The organism is Streptomyces sp. RKAG290 (assembly GCF_023701695.1).
Taxonomy (GTDB): Bacteria; Actinomycetota; Actinomycetes; order Streptomycetales; family Streptomycetaceae; genus Streptomyces.
Window position 1 is genome coordinate 2,893,465 of sequence record NZ_JAJOZC010000001.1, and the last position, 17,750, is coordinate 2,911,214.

Genomic DNA, 17,750 nt, shown 5'->3' on the forward strand with positions numbered 1-17,750 from the left:
CGAACGAAAGTCCCTAGACCGGCCGGACGGTGAGGATCTGCTGGGCCTGGCCTACGGGTCCGTTGATGTCGTGCAGGACGGTGCTGGTGATGCCCTGGCCGGTGGGGCCGAAGACGACGGTGGTGTCGAGCCCGGTCCAGCGGCCCTCGGGCCGGCGGTGCAGGTGGACGGTCAGGTCGACGTTGGGGAACATCCAGGCGGTGGGCTGCTCGCGTACGGCAATGCCGTTGGCGGTGTCGACGAGTGCGAGGTAGGACGCGAGCGCACTGGCCGGCTCGCCCGCGACGAGGTCGAGGGGCGTGGAGATCCAGGCGGTCGCGCGGCCCGGCAGCGGAGGTGCGAGGGGGCGTACGTCGAGGGAGGCGATGTAGCCGCCGGGCCAGACGTCGCCCATGGCCCAGGACGCGAGCGTCCCAGGATGCGTGAGCCTGTCGGCCTCGCCTCCGGCGACGGCGGCGGTGTCGCCGGAGGCGAGGCACCAGGCCCTGGCGCGTACGACGGGGCGGTCGGCGATGAGGACGACGGCTTCGACCAACTCGATGGTGCGGCCGGGCCGCACGGTCTCGACCCGGATCTCGCACTCGTCCAGAGCGAGGCGCCCGAGGATGTCGAAGCTGATCCGGGACAGCACAAGGCCGTCTCCCGGCCGGTCGGCCAAGTGGCCTTCGATGGCGTGGGCGATGAGGCCGCCGAGCGGACTGAAGTGCACTTCGTCCGTGCTCCACGCGCCGCTCGCGTGGGCGGTGGGCTTGTAGCGGTGCTCATCGATGCGCTCGTAGTAGCTGCCGGTGTCCATTGCCTGTTTCCCTCGCGGCCGGGCGGATCAAGGAAGACCAGCGTGACACCGCAGGAATGCCGACCGGCGCCCGGGTCACCGGAGACCTCTAAGGCCGGAACACCGCCACCGCCTCACACCCCTCCTCCCGCCGGAACGCCACCCGCAGCTCCATCCCGATGGCGAGCGCACCCTCCTCGCACTCCACGACCTGCGTCATCATCCGCGGCCCCTCGGCCAGGTCGACGACGGCGGCGACGTACGGCACCCGGGCGCCGAACGGGGGCAGGTCGTTGCGGTGGACGACGGACCAGGTGTAGAGCGTGGCCCGGCCGCTCGCCCGTTCCCAGCCGACGTCCTCGCTCCAGCAGTGCGGGCAGAACTCGCGCGGGTAGTGGTGCGACCGGCCGCAGGCCCGGCAGTGTCGCAGCAGCAGGTGCCCTCAGCAGCGGCGTCCCAGTAGGGGCGGGTGAACGCGTCGGGTTCCGGCAGGTCGTAGCGGGGGGCCGGCGTGGGGGGCGGTGTGGTGGGCGGGGCCGATGCAGGGGCCGGATGGGAAGCCGGGGCCGGGGTGGGGGCCGTCACAGGAAGAGTCCGGTCGCGTGGTCGAGGGACCACGCCTGCCAGGACATCGCGAACAACGCGACAAGCGATATCAGCGCCATCATCGCGTTCTGGCCCTGCTCCGCCCAGTCGTGGATCATCAGCACCAGGTAGAGCAGGTTGAGCAGGAGCCCGGCGACAAGGGCGACCGGTGTCAGGAATCCGGTGACCAGGCCCAGCCCCAGGGCGAGTTCCGCGTACACGACCACGTACGCCATGGTCTTCGGGCGCGGCGCGACGATCCGCTCGAAACCGCTCCCCACTGCCGCCCAGCGGTGCTTCCCCGCCACGTCCGCCGCCCAGGCGATGCCGGTACCGCGCTGGAACCAGCCCTTCTTGTCCTTGTGCCGCCAGCTCTCCAGCCACCACAGACCGAGGCCTATTCGGAGCACGGCGAGCCACTCGGCGCCGTCGAGCCAGATCGTCCGCATGGGGCCCTCCCGTTCACCTAATCTGACGGTACGTCAGTTCACCTGATGGCGACGGCCCGCGCAAGGGTGCGCACTCTTGATCAATTCCCAGGTGTGCACCCGTGATCAATTCGCAATCGATTCCGGTCTTGACCGAGACCCATCAAGGAGTCGCGCGATTACGCTCCGAAGCATGTCCGACAGCACATCTACCGCCGGTAGCCCACCCCAGCCCCCACCGACATCACCGAGGACCGCCCCGTTTACGTCATCGGCGGCGGCCCGGGCGGTCTCGCCGCCGCGGCGGCCCTGCGCGAGCAAGGGGTACGGGCCGTCGTCCTTGAGAAGTCCGCAGACGTGGGCGCGTCCTGGCGGCGCCACTACGACCGGCTGCACCTGCACACCACCCGCCGCTGGTCCGCCCTCCCGGGGCTGGCGATGCCCCGCAAGTTCGGCCGCTGGGTCTCCCGCGACAACGTGGTGCGCTACCTGGAGAAGTACGCCGAGCACCACGAGCTGGAAGTGGTGACGGGTGTCGAGGTCTCCCGCATCGACCGGGCGCCGGACGGCACCGGCTGGCGGCTGACCGCGACCGGCGGCCGTGAGCTGACCGGGCGGGCCGTGGTCGTGGCCACCGGCTTCAACCACACCCCGCGGGTCCCGGACTGGCCCGGGCGCGACACCTTCACCGGCGAACTGGCGCACGCCTCGGACTACCGCAACGCGACGCCCTACGCGGGCAAGGACGTCCTCGTCGTGGGCGTCGGCAACACGGGGGCGGAGATCGCCGTCGACCTGGTGGAGGGCGGCGCCTCGCGAGTGCGGCTCGCGGTGCGCACCGTTCCGCACATCCTGCGCCGCTCCACGGCGGGCTGGCCTGCGCAGGCCACCGGCATCCTCGTACGCCGGCTGCCGGTCGCACTCGTCGACCGCGCCGCGGGCCTGATGGCCCGCGCCACCATGCCCGACCTCACCGAGAAGGGGCTCCCCCGCCCGGACACCGGCCTGTACTCACGGGTCAAGGACGGTGCGATCCCGATCCAGGACGTCGGGCTGATCGACGCGGTGAAGAGCGGCGGCGTGGTGCCGGTCGCGGCCGTCGAGTCGTTCGACAAGGACGCCGTGGTGCTGGCCGACGGGACCCGGATCACCCCGGACGCGGTGATCGCCGCGACCGGCTACCTGCGAGCCCTGGAGGGGCTGGTCGGCCACCTCGGAGTGCTGGACGCCCGGGGCCGGCCGGTGGTGCACGGCGGCCGTACGCCGAAGCAGGCACCCGGCCTGTACTTCACCGGGTTCACGAACCCGATCAGCGGCATGTTCCGCGAAATGGCCCTGGACGCGCGGAAGATCGCGAAGAGGGTGGGCCGCGCGGGGTGATCCGTGGGTGACGGGTTCCCGTGGGGGCCCTTTGCCCTCAATCGCCGGGCGGGCTTGAAGTGGTCGCCCGGCGGGGTGCGGGGCCCCGTGGTGCGGGCCCCCGTGGTGCGGGCCCCCGTGGTGCGGGCCCCCGTGACGCGCGGGCCCCCGTGACGCGCGGGCCCCCGTGACGCGCGGGCCCCCGTGGAGCCCGCCTTGCCCTCAATCGCCGGGCGGGCTTGAAGTGGCCACCGGCCCCGCGGGAGCACCCGTGGGGGGTGACCCGGGGCCCCTCCGGGGCGTCTCCTCGGGCGCCGAACGTTCTGCGGGTACGCGGGATGGGCCGGGTATCCGTTCGGCGCCCTGCGGGGACTCCCCTGCACGTCCCCGGGTCGGTCGTCGGGACAGTGCGGGTGGGTGGGTGGGTGAGTGGGTGCGGGTGAGCGTGGGTTGGGGGAGGGTGCACAGGGGGAGGGGCTCGGGGGGTGTCGGTCGAGGGGGTTGTGGGTTCTGCTGGTGGTCGTTGAGGGCGGGCGGAAGCGTCACTCTCAGCCTTTGCCTGCACGACCATTCCTGACGGGGCGTCAGTTCAGTAACCTGACACTGCGTCAGCTCATGACGCCGGCCGGGCAGCACGAGGGCCGACGGACCTTCGAGCAGGAGTGGGCGGAACGATGCTTGGATCGACTCACGGCACCCTCACCACCGACTTCCGCGCCAGGGTGGTGGCCTGCGGCGAGGAGCCGCATGCCGCCGTCCACAGCATGGCGGCCGCGGCCGCGGAAGGCGATCTCGATGTCAGCGGCCGGCCGCTGCACGCCACCGTGCCGGACCTGGACCGGTTCTTCCGGCCCGAGTCCGTGGCCGTCATCGGCGCCTCGGACACCGAGGGGCGGCCCAACACCGGGATCACCCGGCAGCTGATCGCCTGGGCCGAGCGGGTCGGGGCGCGGCTGTATCCCGTACATCCCACGCGCGAGTCCGTCTTCGGGCGGTCGTGCTCCCCTTCCGTCGCGGCGTTGCCCGAGCAGGTGGACCTGGCGGTGCTACTGGTCGGCGACCCGCTCCCGGTGATCGAGGAGCTCGCGCAGGCCAAGGTGAAGTTCGCCGTCGCCTTCGCCTCCGGCTTCGCCGAGACGGGGGCCGAGGGCGCCGCCGCGCAGGCCAGGCTGGCCGCCGCGGTGGAACGCTCGGGGCTGCGGCTGCTCGGGCCGAACACCAACCTCAACGCTTTCGAGGAGTTCCGCGACGACCTGGACGGGCCGGCGATCGCGCTGATCACCCAGTCCGGCCACCAGGGACGCCCCGTCTACACCCTCCAGGAGCTGGGCGTGCGGCTCTCGCACTGGGCTCCCACGGGCAACGAGGCGGACCTGGAGACCGCCGACTTCATCGGGTACTTCTCCCAGCGCCCCGAGGTCGGGGCCATCGCCTGTTACGTGGAGGGGCTCAAGGACGGACGCGCCTTCCTGCTCGCCGCCGACCGGGCCGCACGGGCCGGTGTCCCGGTGGTGGCCGTCAAGGTGGGTCGTACGGAGACGGGGGCCAGGATGGCCGCGTCACACACCGGCAAGCTGACCGGCGCCGACCAGGTCGTCGACGCGGCGATGCGGCAGTTCGGCGTGATCCGGGTGGACGGTCTCGACGAGCTCCAGGACACCGCGGCCCTGCTGGCGCGGGCACGGAAGCCGCTGGCCGACGGGGTCGTGGTGTATTCGATCTCGGGCGGCACGGGCGCGCACTTCTCGGACCTGGCGACCGCCGCGGGCCTGGAGATCCCAGTCCTGTCCGAGGCGAAGCAAGCCGAGCTGCACACCTGGATACCCGGCTACCTGAACGTGGCGAACCCGGTCGACAACGGCGGGCACCCGGTGGGCGACTGGCGCGGCCGGAAGATCATCGACGCGATTCTCGCCGACCCCGGGGTCGGGGTGCTGATCTGTCCGATCACCGGCCCCTTCCCGCCGATGAGCGACAAGCTCGCGCAGGACCTGGTGGACGCGGCGGAGGCCACGGACAAGCTGGTGTGCGTGGTGTGGGGTTCGCCGGTCGGCACGGAGGACGCCTACCGCACGACGCTGCTCGGCTCGTCCCGCGTGGCCACCTTCCGTACGTTCGGCAACTGCATCAGCGCGGTGAAGGCCTATCTGGACCACCACCGGTTCGCCGCCTCCTACCGCTCCCCCTTCGACGAGGCACCGCGCACGCCTTCGCCCTCCTTCCGCAAGGCGCAGGCCCTGATGCGCCCGGGTCACCAGCTGAGCGAGCACGCGGCGAAGCAGCTGCTGCGGGCGTACGGAATCCGGGTGCCCAGGGAGCAGTTGGTGACCAGCGCCGCGGCTGCGGTCCGGGGGGCGGGCCTGGTCGGCTACCCCGTCGTCATGAAGGCGTCCGGCGCGCGACTGGCCCACAAGACCGAACTGGGCCTGGTCAAGGTCGGCCTCACCTCCGCGAGCCAGGTGCGCGACGCCTATCGGGAGCTCACCGACATCGCGCGTTACGAGGACGTCGAGCTGGACGGCATCCTGGTCTGCCAGATGGTCGAGCGGGGCGTCGAGATGATGGTCGGCGTCACCCACGACGCCCTGTTCGGCCCGACCGTGACCGTCGGGCTCGGTGGCGTGCTGGTCGAGGTGCTGCACGATGCGGCGGTGCGGGTGCCGCCGTTCGGCGAGGACCAGGCGCGGGCGATGCTCGGGGAACTGCGCGGCCGCGCCCTGCTCGAAGGGGTGCGCGGCGGCCCGCCGGTCGACGTGGACGCACTCGTCGAAGTCGTGCTGCGCGTGCAGCGGATGGCGCTGGAACTGGGCGACGACCTCAGCGAACTGGACATCAATCCGCTGATGGTGCTGGGCCGCGGGCAGGGCGCGGTGGCGCTGGACGCGCTCGCCGTCTGCCGCTGACCGGCCCCCGCCGCCGACCGCCGCCCTCCCTGGCCACCGGCCCCGCCGTCCGACCCGCCACCTGCGCAGGAGCTGCCTCATGCCGTCCTCCCCCGAAGACACCACCGACCACGCCGACCCGTCCGGATCGCCTGAGTCATTGATACTCCACGCCACTGACAACGGCGTCTCGTGGATCACCCTCAACCGTCCCGAGGCGATGAACGCCGTCACCTGGGACCAGCGCGAACGCGTCATCGCCCTGCTCGCCGAGGCCTCCGCCGACCCCGGGGTCCGGGCCGTCGTCCTGACCGCGACCGGTCGCGGCTTCTGCGCGGGCGCCGACCTGCGGGGCGCCCCGGCGACCGGCGACCGGGTGCCGGGCGATGTCGCCCGGACGATCCGGCTCGGCGCGCAGCGCCTGATCGCCGCGGTCCTGGACTGCGAGAAACCCGTCATCGCGGCCGTCAACGGCACGGCGGCCGGTATCGGCGCCCACCTCGCGTTCGCCTGCGATCTGGTGCTGGCCGCCGAATCGGCCAGGTTCATCGAGGTGTTCGTACGCCGTGGCCTCGTACCGGACGGCGGTGGCGCATACCTGTTGCCGCGACTGGTCGGACCGCAGCGCGCGAAGGAGCTGATGTTCTTCGGGGACTCGCTCCCGGCGGCGGACGCCGAGCGCCTTGGGCTGGTCAACCGGACGGTGCCGGACGCGGAATTGGCGGCGACGGCACGGTCGTGGGCCCAGCGGCTGGCCGAGGGCCCGACCCGCTCGATCGCTCTGACCAAGCAGCTGGTCAACGCGTCGTTGGACGCCGACCGGGCCACGGCGTTCGCCGCCGAGGCCATGGCCCAGGAGATCAACATGACGACGCGGGACGCCAACGAGGGCGTGGCGAGCTTCGTGGAGCGCCGGGCCCCGAAGTACCGGGGTGTCTAGGGTCCTTCGTCCGGACGATCCGAACGAAGGACACCGGGGTCGGCCCCCCTTTCACCCCGGCGCCAGGCGGCTGAGGGTCTCCCAGGCCCGGTACTGCTCGGCGCGGGCCCGGTCCATCTCCTGGACGAGGTCGAAGGACCGGTCACCGAGGATCAGGCGCCTCGGCGGGTCCGGAAGGCCGGCCAGTTCCATGAGGGCCGGCGCCGCCGTGCTGGGGTCCGGGCCTGCGTCCTCGCCCCACATCTCGGCCAGCCGGGCGCGCAGTTCGTCGTACGCGGGGTCCGGGGCGGTGGCCGTGGTGCCCGCCGTGAACAGCCCGGTGGAGTAGCCGCCCATCTGCACGACGGTGACCTTGACCCCGAACTGCTCGACCTCCATCGCCAGCGCCTCGCTGACCGAGTCGAGCGCCGCCTTCCCCGCCCCGTAGAACCCGACGGAGGCCATGCCCCCGCCGGTCCCCATCGACGTGATCTGCAGCAGGCGTCCGGTGCCCCGCGCACGCAGGTGGGGGAGCACGGCCTGGGCCACCCAGACCGCACCGAAGAAGTTGACGTCGAGATGGTCCCGGATCTGTTCCTCCGTGGCCTCCTCCACCATCCCGTACAGCAGACCGCCCGCATTGTTGACCACCACATCGAGGCCCCGGCCGCCGAAGGCCACCGCCCGCTCCACCGTCTCGAACACAGCTCGGCGGTCGGCGACGTCCAGGGACAGTCGCAGCAGGTCGTCCGGGTACTTCTCCGCCAGGTCACCCAGCGGCGCGACGTCGCGGGAGGCCGCCACGACCCGCTCCCCGGCGGAAAGCGCGGCCTCGGTGAAAGCCCGGCCCAGGCCGCGGGAGGCGCCGGTGATGAACCAGGTCCTGGTGCTCGGCACGTCGTCACACTCCTTCGTTCACGCGGTCGCCGTCACCCGTCTCGAACGAGACGATACGGCCCGTCTCGTTCGAGGTTAGACGATGCCGGAATCCCGCGCCAGCGGGTTGGCAACAGTGACTCTCCCGGTGCGGGCTTCGGTCCGGGTTCCGGTGCGGCCTTCCAGCCGGTTTCCTGCCGGGCTTCCTGCCGGGGTTCTCGTCTCATGAGGAGCGAACCTAGGAGCGGCGTGAACACAAGACCCGGCCCGAACGTCAGGGGCGGCCCCTGACGAAGGTCGGGGGTTCTCCCGCCCTTCCAATCTGACGCTCCGTCAGCTCTAATCGAAGAGTGATGGGACACGAAGAATGATGGGACACGCAGGCATGGCCGCAACGGCCATCCGCTACCTCAGGTCCGTCGGCGCCGCGACGACCGCGGCCCCGGTGCCGGTCGATCCGCTGCCGCGCCCGATGCTGCGAGCCGTCGCCGACGACGAGCGGCCGCCTGTCGAACCGGGTGAATTCCGTCGCGTGCTGGGCCACTTCGCCAGCGGGGTCACCATCGTCACCGCGCACGACCCGGACGACGAGGCCGGGCCGGCCGGTTTCGCCTGCCAGTCCTTCGCGTCGCTGTCCCTCGATCCGCCGCTGGTCACCTTCATGGTCGCCCGCACCTCGACGACCTGGCCGCGCATCGCCCGCGCCGGCGCCTTCTGCGTCAACATCCTGGGGGCGGACCAGGGCGCGCTGTGCCGGGGCTTCGCGGTCAGCGGGGCCGACAAGTTCGCCGGGGTGGCCCACTCCCCCGCCCCCGCGACCGGGTCGCCGCTGCTGGACGCCGTGCCCGCCTGGATCGACTGCCGCATCCAGGCCGTCCACACCGGCGGCGACCATCTGATCGTGGTCGGCCGGGTGGAGGCGCTGGGGGCGGCGGACGGGGCCGGGGGTGGTCCGCTGCTCTTCCACCAGGGGGCGTTCGGGCGCTTCAGCGGCTGAGCCGCGCGTGGGCGGGCTCCGCTCACGCGACGGCGACGTCCCGCGGGCCCCGGGCCCGCCGGACCATCAGCGCCATCAGTGCCGCCACCGCGCACAGCGCCCCCGCCGCGTACCAGACCACGTCGTACGAGCCGAAGCGGTCACGCGCCACCCCGCCCAGGAACGCCACCAGCGCCGCACCCACCTGGTGGGAAGCGAGGACCCAGCCGAAGACGACCGCACTGTCCTGGCCGTACTGCTCCCGGCACAGGGCCAGCGTCGGCGGGACCGTGGCGACCCAGTCGAGGCCGTAGAACACGATGAAGAAGACCATCGGGGGATGCACGGCCGGTGCCATCAGGATCGGCAGGAACAGCAGCGAGACCCCGCGCAGCGCGTAGTAGACGGCCAGCAGCCGGCGGGCGTCGAAGCGGTCGGTGAGCCAGCCCGAGAAGACCGTGCCGATGATGTCGAAGACCCCGATGACGGCGAGCAGTGACGCCGCGGCGGTGATGGGCATGTGGTGGTCGTGCGCCGAGGGCACGAAGTGCGTGCGGATCAGGCCGTTGGTCGAGGCTCCGCAGATGGCGAAGGACCCGGCCAGCAGCCAGAACGGTCCGGTGCGGGCGGCGTCGAGCAGCACGCGTACGGTCCGCCTCGCCGCTCCCCGTGCGGGCGCGGGCTTGTCCGCGTACTCCCCGCCGTACGGGGCCAGGCCCACATCGGCCGGATGGTCGCGCATCAGGAACCAGACGAACGGGACGACGGCCAGGGCGGCAAGCGCGACGGTCACCGAGGCCGGGCGCCAGCCGTGTCTGTCGACGATCCAGGCGCAGAGCGGGAGGAACACCAGCTGGCCCGACGCGCCGGCCGCGGTGAGGATGCCGGTGACCAGGCCACGGCGGGCGACGAACCAGCGGTTGGTGACCGTGGCGGAGAACGCCATCGCCATCGACCCGGTGCCGAGGCCGACGAGCAGCCCCCAGTAGAGCATCAGCTGCCAGGCCGCCGTCATCCAGACGCTGGCCAGCGCCCCGGCCGCGACCGCGCTGAGGGCGACGACCACGACCCGGCGGATGCCGAACCGGTCCATCAGCGCGGCGGCGAACGGCGCGGTGAGCCCGTACAGCGCCATGTCGAGGGAGACGGCGAGGCCGATCTCCCCGCGCGACCAGTCGAACTCCGTGTGGAGGGGGTCGATCAGCAGGCCGGGAAGGGAGTTGAAGGCGGCGCCGCCGATGATCGTCACAAAGGTGACGGCGGCGACGATCCAGGCACGGTGGATACGCGGTCGCTGCCGCACCCCGGGGGTGCTCGGTCGGCGCCGCGCCCCGGGGAGGCGCGGCCGGTGCCGCGTCTCGGGAACGCGCGGCCGGCTCCGCACCTCGGGGGCGGTCCGTCGGCGGCCGTCCCGGGCGGAACTCTCGCTCGTCTGTGTCACGTCGCCCAGCATCCGGTCAGCGCCGTTCCCCCACGAGTGGCCCGAGGGACATGGTTCGCAGGGATCGGGCCATGAGGGGTGCTACCTGGCCCCTCCGCTCCCGACCCGTCTTCCGGTGGCGCGTACGATTTCCGTCCACCGGCGGCCGGAAGCGCGCGTGAGTGCTCGCGCATCCGTGCGCCGGCAGACCAGCGCACACGTCCTCCAGGTCATCCAGATGCAGCGGGCCGAGGACCGGGCGCGGGCGAAGCAGCCCGGGCGGCCCGGGCGGTCACGCGCGCCGCCGCCGCGTGCACACCCCAGGCGGCGGCCGCACCCACCGCGTACCAGAACAGGTCGGGCGCGTTGAACGTCGAGCCGAGCACCAGCCGCGCCACCGCACTGTGCCGGGAGAGGTCCGCGGGCACCCCGGTCAGCTGGAACAGCTCGACCGCCCAGCTGAGCACCAGCCCCGCTGCTGCCACGGCGAACGGACGGGCGCGGGGCGCGCACAGCGCGAAGAGGGCGCAGATCAGGACCGTATAGAGCGCGTCCCCGGCGTACTTGGCGGGGGCGCCGTCCGCCACGGTACGTACCCCGAGGCCGGCCGCGACCGTCAGCGCGGCCGCACCCGCCGCCGCGAACCGGGCCCGGCAGGCGCGTCGCCCCGTCATCGGATCCGTTCCAGCCGCCGGATCGGCCGGGCAGCCAGCAGCACGCCCACGGCCAGTATGTTGATCACCGCTCCGGCGAGCAGCACCTGCGGTGCGCCCACCCGGTCCGCGACCGGCCCGGCCAGCGCCCGGCCCGCCGCCAGCATCAGCAAGGATCCGGCCACGTCGTAGGCGTGCAGCCGGTTCAGCGCCTCCGGGGGCACCTGCGTCTGGACGGTCGTCGACCACATGACCAGCCAGAACGCGAACGCCGCGCCCGCCACGAACTGCCCGGCCCCCAGGGCGGGCACGGGCAGTCCCAGCCCCAGCACCAGCAGGTTCACGCAGACCCCGGTCAGCGCCACGGCGCCGGCCGCCAGCGGGCGGCGCGGCCGCAGCCGCAGGGCGAGGAGGCCGCCGACGACGCTGCCCGCGCCGTTCACCGCCATCATCGCGCCGTACGTCCCCGAGCCGTGCGCCTCGGTGATCTCGACGGCGGTCAGCGGGAGCATCGGCCCGAGCACGCTGAAGCCGTACACCGTCCAGATCGCGATCACTCCCCACAGCCAGCTGCGCGCCCTGAACTCACGCCAGCCGTCCACGAGTTCGGCGACGAACGTACCGCGCGGCGCCTCGTCCGACGGGGCCGGGGCGAGCCGCAGCAGGAAGAGGCAGGCACCGGAGACCAGGAACGTCGAGGCGTTCGCCGCGTAGACCGCACCGGCACTCGCCAGCCCGACGAGGAGGCCCGCGAACGCCGGGCCGGCCATGGTCATCAGCGCCTCGGACACCCGCAGCACCGCGTTGGCGCGCTGCACGTCCGAGGCCACCCGCGGCACCGTCGAGGCGACTCCCGGCTGGAAGAGGGCCGCCCCACCCCGGCCACCGCGCTCAGCGCGTACACCGCCCACAGCGGCGGGTTGCCGGTCGCGAACGAGACCGCGAGCGCCGAGGCCCCGATCAGCCGCAGCGCGTCGGCGATGATCATCATCCGGCGCGGGGTGAACCGGTCGGCCAGCACGCCGCCGAAGAGCACGAACAGCGCCAGCGGGCCCATCCAGGCGGCCAGCGCGTACCCCACCGAGGAGTGCGGGCGCCCGGCACCCAGCAGACCGGCGGTGAGCGCCACCGGGATCATCCCGTCGCCGAAGAGTGCCGCGGTACGGGCCACGAAGAAGAGCCGGAAGTTTCGGTTCCAGAGCCGGTCGGACCCGGCGGACAGGGACGACAGCGGGGACAGCGGGAGCAAGGGGGGCGAATCGCACAAAGCGCTCTCGCGGTCCACGGCGGGAATGAGTGCGTGGTCTGCTGACTTTTCCTTCACACCGATGACATGTATCAGCTTATGGTCTATACCAGCTAGAGGTGAAGGGAGTCCGCCGTGCCGCACCGCGTCGTCGTCCTGGCCCTCGATGGGCTGCTCCCCTTCGAACTGGGCATCCCCCAAAGGATCTTCGGCCTCTCGCGCGCTGCCGAGCCGTCGGGCCGCCGGGGTCCGAAGCTGTACGAAGTCGTGACCTGTTCGGTCCGCCCGCCGGGCCCCGTCCGCACCGACGCGGACTTCACGATCACCGTCGAGCACGGCCCGGAGATCCTCGCCACCGCCGACACCGTGGTGATCCCCGCCAGTTACGAGCTCGGCCCCGTCCACACGGAGGGCCGGCTGACCGACGAGCTCGTCGCGGCGTTCGCGTACATCAGACCCGGCACCCGGATGGTCTCCATCTGCACCGGCAGCTACGTGCTGGCCGCGGCCGGATACCTGGACGGGCGCCCCGCCACCACGCACTGGGCGTCCGCCGACCACTTCCAGGAGCTGTTCCCCGCCGTCCGGGTCGATCCCGACGTCCTGTTCATCGACGACGGGGACGTCCTGACCTCGGCCGGGGTCGCCGCCGGCATCGACCTCTGCCTGCACATCGTGCGCCGGGACCACGGCACGGCCGTCGCCAACGACGTCGCCCGCCGCACCGTCGTACCGCCGCACCGCGACGGCGGTCAGGCCCAGTACATCCAGCGCCCGGTCCCCGACGCCCAGCTCGCCGGCACGACCACCGCACGGGCCTGGGCGCTCGGGCGGCTGGAGCGGCCGATCCTGCTGCGCGACATGGCGCAGCAGGAGTCGATGAGCGTACGGACGTTCACCCGCCGGTTCCGTGAGGAGGTCGGGGTCAGCCCCGTCCAGTGGCTGACCCAGCAGCGGGTGGAGCTGGCCCGCCGGCTGCTGGAGTCCACCGACCTGTCGATCGACCGCGTCGCACGCGATGCCGGTTTCGGGACACCCACCTCGCTCCGGCAGCATCTGCAGGCGGCGCTGGGGGTGTCGCCGACGGTGTACCGGCGGACGTTCCGCTCGACGGCCGGCAACCGCGCCTGACGCGCCCGGCTCCTTCAGAAGACCAGCACGCCGCGCGCCACCCGCCCGTGGTGCGCGTCGTCCGCCGCCTTGGCGAAGTCCTCCACCGGGTAGGTCTCGGTGACCAGTTCGTCCAGCAGCAGCCGGCCCTCCCGGTACAGGTCCGCGTACAGGGCGATGTCCCGCTGCGGGCGCGAGGAGCCGTAGCGGCAGCCCAGGATCGACTTGTCCAGGTACATCGACGAGACGAGGAAGGACGCCTCCGCCGTCGCCGCCGGCACCCCCAGCAGGACGGCCTGGCCGTGCCGGTCGAGCAGGTCGATCGCGGTGCGGATGAGCTCGGTGCGGCCCACGCACTCGAAGGCGTGGTCGGCGCCGCTCGGCAGGATCTCCCGGACGCCGTCCGCCGAGGTCAGGAAGTGCGTGGCGCCGAACTGCCGCGCCACCGCCTCCTTTTCCGGGTTGGAGTCGACCGCGACGATGGTCAGCGCGCCGGCGATCCGCGCCCCCTGGATCACGTTGAGCCCGATGCCGCCGGTGCCGATCACGACGACGCTCTCGCCGCGGTCGACCTTGGCCCGGTTCAGTACGGCTCCGACTCCCGTGAGCACCCCGCAGCCGATCAGCGCCGCCGAGGTGAGCGGCAGGTCCACCGGGATCCTCACCGCCTGCACGGCCTTGACCAGGGTCCGTTCGGCGAAGGCCGAGTTGGACGCGAACTGGTACAGCGGCTTCCCGCCCCGCGAGAACGGCTGCCCCGGCATCCCGATCGCCTTGCGGCACATCGTCGGCCGGCCCCGGTCGCACTGTGCGCACGCCCCGCAGCTGGCCAGGGTGGACAGCGACACGTGGTCGCCGGGCGCCACATGGCTCACGCCCGCGCCGACCGCCTCGACCACGCCGGCGCCCTCGTGCCCGAGCACCACCGGCAGCGGGAAGGGGATCGTCCCGTCGATCACCGACAGATCGCTGTGGCAGAGCCCGGCCGCGGCGACCGCCACCAGCACCTCGCCGGGTCCCGGATCACGTATCTCCAGGTCGTCGACGACCTCGGTCCGTTTGCCGTCGAAGACGACGCCTCTCATCTCGGCTCCCTCGGTAGGCCGAGCACGCGCTCGGCGATGATGTTCCGCTGGATCTCGTCCGAGCCGCCGTAGATGGTGTCGGACCGGGTGAACAGGAACAGGCGCTGTGCCTCGCTGAGTTCGTACGGTGCGCCGGATGACCAGTCGTACGGGCCGACGGCTGCGGCCGCGCCCCTGACCTCCACGGCGAGTTCGCCCAGGCGCTTGTGCCAGCCGCCCCAGAGCAGCTTCGCGACGCTGGGGGCGCCGGGGTCGCCTTCGGTGCCGAGGGTGCGCAGGGCGTTCCAGCGCATCGTGCGCAGTTCCGCCCACTGGCGCACGAGCCGCTCGCGCAGGACCGGGTCGGTGACCGCGCCGGTGGCCACGGCGGCCTTGACCACCCGGTCGAGTTCGGCGGCGAACCCGATCTGCTGGACGAGCGTGGAGACCCCGCGCTCCAGGGCCAGCAGGCCCATGGCGACGGACCAGCCGTTGCCCTCCCCGCCGACCACCTCCTCGGCGTACGCCCCGTCGAAGAAGACCTCGTTGAACTCGCTGGTCCCCGACATCTGGCGGATCGGCCGCACCTCGACCCGGCCCGGCTGGTCCATCGGCACCAGCAGGAACGACAGCCCGTGGTGGCGCCGCGAACCGGGCTCGGTGCGGGCCAGCACGAAGCACCAGTCGGCGTCCCGGGCGAGCGACGTCCAGATCTTCTGACCCGTCACACGGTGTCCGCCGCGCTCCGTGTCCCGTACCGCCGCCGTGCGCACCCCGGCCAGGTCCGAACCGGCGCCAGGCTCGCTGTACCCCTGGCACCACAGGGTCTCGCCGCGTGCGACGGGCGGCAGGAAGCGGCGCTGCTGCTCCCTGCTGCCGTACGCGATGAGGGTGGGGGCGAGCAGGTTCTCGCCGATGTGGCCGGCCCGGGCCGGGGCGCGCAGCCGGGCGTACTCCTCCGCCCACACGACCTGTTGGGTGAGGGTGGCCCGGCGGTTGCCGTGCGGTTCGGTGCCCGCGCCGCCGTCCTCCCAGCCGAGGCCGATCCAGCCGCCGCCGCCGAGCTCCCGCTCCCAGGCGCGGCGGATCGCGGCACCCTCGCGCTCACCGCCCGCGCCGTCGCCGCCTTCCGCCGCGTACTCGCCGACGAGGTGGGCCTCCAGCCAGCTGCGGGCTTCCGCGCGGAACGCGGCGTCGTCGGGGCCGAAGCTGAAGTCCACGCTGCCTCCTGTCTGCCAGGGGCTCCGCCCCCGGAACCCCGCGCCTCGATCGCCGGCGGGGCTGGATGGTGTGCCTGTGCTCAAGCCCGTCCGGCGATTGAGGACCGCGGGGGCGAAATCAAGCCCGTCCGGCGATTGAGGACCGGGGTCCGGGGCAGCGCCCCGGCGACGCCGCCGCGCACCCGGCAACCGGGGGCTCCGCCCCGGACCCCCGCTCCTCAATCGCCGGAGGGGCTGGATGTGCGGCGCGCGGCCTTCGCCGCGGCTGCCATTTCCTCCAGCTGCGCCAGCATCGGCATCGGGTCGGTCCCCACCGTCCCCGGCAGGAAGTCCGCGATGCGCTCCGGCGTCCACGGCGCCCCCTCCGCGTACCCGGCGCGCAGCTCCCTCGGCTGGGCCCAGACCGCGATCTTCGGGCCCGCGATCGTGTACACCTGGCCCGTGATGCCCTCCGCACGGGCGCGCTCACTGAGCAGGTAGACGACGAGTGCCGCCACGTCCTCCGGCTCGCCGATCTCCTTGAGCTCCATGGGAACGTTCGCGGACATCCGGGTGCGCGCCACCGGCGCGACCGCGTTCGCCGTGACGCCGTACTTGTGCAGGCCCAGCGCCGCGCTGCGGACCAGCGAGATGATCCCGCCCTTCGCCGCGCTGTAGTTCGCCTGGGCCACGCTGCCCTGGTGGTTGCCGCTGGTGAAGCCGATCAGCGTGCCGGCGCCCTCCTGCTTGCGCATCACCGCCGAAGCGGCCCGGAAGACGGTGAACGTGCCCTTGAGGTGGGTGGCGACCACCGGGTCCCACTCCTCCTCGGACATGTTGAACAGCATCCGTTCCCGCAGGATCCCGGCCACGCAGACGACCCCGTCGATCCGGCCGAACCGCGCGAGCGCCGTGTCCACCACCCGCTGCCCGCCGGCCATGGTGGAGATGTCGTCCGCCACCGCGACCGCCTCGCCGCCCGCCGCGACGATCTCCTTGACGACGGACTCGGCTATCTCACTGGCGGGTTCGCCGCCCTCGACGGAGACGCCGTAGTCGTTGACCACGACTCTCGCCCCCTCCGCCGCCGCGGCGAGCGCGACGGCGCGCCCGATGCCACGCCCGGCACCCGTGACGGCCACGACTTTGCCTGCCAAGAAGTTCCCCATGCCCGGCCCCTTCCCGCGGTTTCTGACGGACCGTTAGATTCTATGGGTCATCAGGTCCACCGGCACAAGCCCCAGGAGGCTCCATGTCACTGCCGGCCGAGTTCCACGACATCGCCAAGCGCGTGAACAACTGGGGCCGTTGGGGCGCGGACGACGAGATCGGGACGCTCAACCTCGTCACCGACGAGGTCGTACGGGAGGCGGCGGCCACCGTCCGCACCGGGCAGCGGATCCCGCTCGCGCTGCCGCTCCAGCAGGACGGCGTACAGAACGGGCTCATCCCGGGGCGGATCAATCCGCTGCACACCATGGTCCAGATCAACCAGGAGCTGTTCGGTCCGGGCACCGTCGCCACCAGCGACGACACCGCGGTCCTGAGCCTGCAGACCGCCACCCACTGGGACGCCCTCACCCACGCCTCGCACTCGGGGAAGATCTACAACGGCCGGCCGGCCGACACCATCACCGCGCACGGCGGCGCCCGGTTCAGCGGCATCGACAAGGCCCCGCACATCGTCTCGCGCGGGGTGCTGCTGGATGTGGCCCGCGCCCACGGCGTGGACCGGCTGCCCGGCGGCCACGCCGTCACCCCCGAGGACCTGGACGCGGCCGAGGAGCTGGCCGGGGTCCGGGTGAGGGCCGGAGACATCGTGCTCGTGCGGACCGGGCAGGTGCAGGTGTATCTGACCGGCGACAAGAACGCGTACGGCTATCCGTCACCGGGTCTGTCGATCCGGACACCGGAGTGGTTCCGGGCCCGCGACGTGGCCGCGGTCGCCAACGACACGCTGACCTTCGAGATCTTCCCGCCGGAGATCGAGGATCTGTGGCTGGGGGTGCACGCGCTGGACCTCGTCGAGATGGGCATGCTCCAGGGCCAGAACTGGAATCTGGAGAAGTTGTCCACAGCCTGTGCGGAGTCGAACCGCTACGGCTTTCTGCTCTCCGCCATGCCGGAGCCCTTCATCGGCGCCACCGGTACACCGGTCGCGCCGGTCGCGATCCTCTGAGCGGCAGCCCCGGCCCCACCCCGGCCGCTACCGCGGACGTGGGCCCGCACGCGACGGGCCCCTGTGCGCGCGGCGGGGG

The 17,750-nt window shown here is 72.6% G+C and carries 14 protein-coding genes and 2 pseudogenes; 6 read left to right on the top strand and 10 right to left on the bottom strand.

Translation table 11 applies throughout. From position 1 onward, the window contains the following. Nucleotides 1-13: 13 nt before the first annotated feature. The 3 genes and pseudogenes from LNW71_RS12415 to LNW71_RS12425 all read right to left on the bottom strand — a co-directional run bounded on the left by LNW71_RS12415 (nucleotide 14) and on the right by LNW71_RS12425 (nucleotide 1,809). Entirely contained in the window at nucleotides 14-796 is a 783-nt protein-coding gene (locus tag LNW71_RS12415) for a thioesterase family protein (protein WP_250968294.1), read from the bottom strand. Between the two features lie 88 nt (nucleotides 797-884). Further along, nucleotides 885-1,267: pseudogene (locus LNW71_RS12420) on the bottom strand (Zn-ribbon domain-containing OB-fold protein). A gap of 89 nt (nucleotides 1,268-1,356) precedes the next feature. Next, nucleotides 1,357-1,809: a DoxX family protein gene (locus tag LNW71_RS12425; protein WP_250968295.1), complete on the bottom strand. Its 453-nt coding sequence runs from the start codon at nucleotides 1,807-1,809 to the stop codon at nucleotides 1,357-1,359. A 222-nt stretch (nucleotides 1,810-2,031) separates the two neighbouring features. Here LNW71_RS12425 and LNW71_RS12430 point away from each other — a divergent pair, with 222 nt between their 5' ends. From LNW71_RS12430 to LNW71_RS12440, 3 genes are all read left to right on the top strand, one after another. Further along, on the top strand, nucleotides 2,032-3,168 hold the full coding sequence (locus LNW71_RS12430) for an NAD(P)/FAD-dependent oxidoreductase (protein WP_250971978.1): 1,137 nt from the start codon (nucleotides 2,032-2,034) through the stop codon (nucleotides 3,166-3,168). A gap of 653 nt (nucleotides 3,169-3,821) precedes the next feature. Then, nucleotides 3,822-6,050: an acetate--CoA ligase family protein gene (locus tag LNW71_RS12435; protein WP_250968296.1), complete on the top strand. Its 2,229-nt coding sequence runs from the start codon at nucleotides 3,822-3,824 to the stop codon at nucleotides 6,048-6,050. Nucleotides 6,051-6,129: 79 nt separating this feature from the next. Further along, on the top strand, nucleotides 6,130-6,969 hold the full coding sequence (locus LNW71_RS12440; protein WP_250968297.1) for an enoyl-CoA hydratase/isomerase family protein: 840 nt from the start codon (nucleotides 6,130-6,132) through the stop codon (nucleotides 6,967-6,969). Nucleotides 6,970-7,020: 51 nt separating this feature from the next. Here the strand turns inward: LNW71_RS12440 and LNW71_RS12445 are convergent, their stop codons facing one another. Further along, nucleotides 7,021-7,845: an SDR family NAD(P)-dependent oxidoreductase gene (locus LNW71_RS12445; RefSeq protein WP_250968298.1), complete on the bottom strand. Its 825-nt coding sequence runs from the start codon at nucleotides 7,843-7,845 to the stop codon at nucleotides 7,021-7,023. 364 nt (nucleotides 7,846-8,209) lie between these two features. On the opposite strand from LNW71_RS12445, the gene LNW71_RS12450 reads away from it, so the two are divergent. Next, nucleotides 8,210-8,821: a flavin reductase family protein gene (locus LNW71_RS12450; RefSeq protein WP_250968299.1), complete on the top strand. Its 612-nt coding sequence runs from the start codon at nucleotides 8,210-8,212 to the stop codon at nucleotides 8,819-8,821. Nucleotides 8,822-8,843: 22 nt separating this feature from the next. Here the strand turns inward: LNW71_RS12450 and LNW71_RS12455 are convergent, their stop codons facing one another. From LNW71_RS12455 to LNW71_RS12465, 3 genes and pseudogenes are all read right to left on the bottom strand, one after another. Continuing rightward, entirely contained in the window at nucleotides 8,844-10,241 is a 1,398-nt protein-coding gene (locus tag LNW71_RS12455) for an MFS transporter (protein ID WP_374119391.1), read from the bottom strand. A 209-nt stretch (nucleotides 10,242-10,450) separates the two neighbouring features. Further along, complete coding sequence (locus LNW71_RS12460) at nucleotides 10,451-10,894, bottom strand: DUF2809 domain-containing protein (RefSeq protein ID WP_250968301.1); 444 nt, start codon at nucleotides 10,892-10,894, stop codon at nucleotides 10,451-10,453. After that, nucleotides 10,891-12,167, bottom strand: a pseudogene (locus LNW71_RS12465) (MFS transporter). Before LNW71_RS12465 ends, LNW71_RS12460 begins: the two are co-directional and overlap by 4 nt. 87 nt (nucleotides 12,168-12,254) lie before the next feature. Between LNW71_RS12465 and LNW71_RS12470 the strand changes: the two are divergent. Continuing rightward, on the top strand, nucleotides 12,255-13,250 hold the full coding sequence (locus tag LNW71_RS12470; RefSeq protein WP_250968302.1) for a GlxA family transcriptional regulator: 996 nt from the start codon (nucleotides 12,255-12,257) through the stop codon (nucleotides 13,248-13,250). Nucleotides 13,251-13,264: 14 nt separating this feature from the next. On the opposite strand, the gene LNW71_RS12475 is transcribed toward LNW71_RS12470, so the two are convergent. From LNW71_RS12475 to LNW71_RS12485, 3 genes are all read right to left on the bottom strand, one after another. Beyond that, nucleotides 13,265-14,314 carry a Zn-dependent alcohol dehydrogenase gene (locus LNW71_RS12475; RefSeq protein WP_250968303.1) on the bottom strand — a complete coding sequence of 350 codons (1,050 nt, stop codon included), beginning with the start codon at nucleotides 14,312-14,314 and terminating at the stop codon, nucleotides 13,265-13,267. Beyond that, a complete protein-coding gene (locus LNW71_RS12480; protein ID WP_250968304.1) occupies nucleotides 14,311-15,513 on the bottom strand; it encodes an acyl-CoA dehydrogenase family protein in 1,203 nt (400 codons plus the stop codon). The genes LNW71_RS12475 and LNW71_RS12480 overlap by 4 nt, the downstream gene beginning before the upstream one ends. Nucleotides 15,514-15,731: 218 nt before the next feature. Beyond that, a complete protein-coding gene (locus LNW71_RS12485) occupies nucleotides 15,732-16,661 on the bottom strand; it encodes an SDR family oxidoreductase (RefSeq protein ID WP_250968305.1) in 930 nt (309 codons plus the stop codon). Nucleotides 16,662-16,744: 83 nt separating this feature from the next. Between LNW71_RS12485 and LNW71_RS12490 the strand changes: the two genes are divergently transcribed. After that, nucleotides 16,745-17,671, top strand: a complete 927-nt coding sequence (locus tag LNW71_RS12490; RefSeq protein WP_250968306.1) for a cyclase family protein — start codon at nucleotides 16,745-16,747, stop codon at nucleotides 17,669-17,671. The last annotated feature ends 79 nt before the right edge of the window (nucleotides 17,672-17,750 follow it).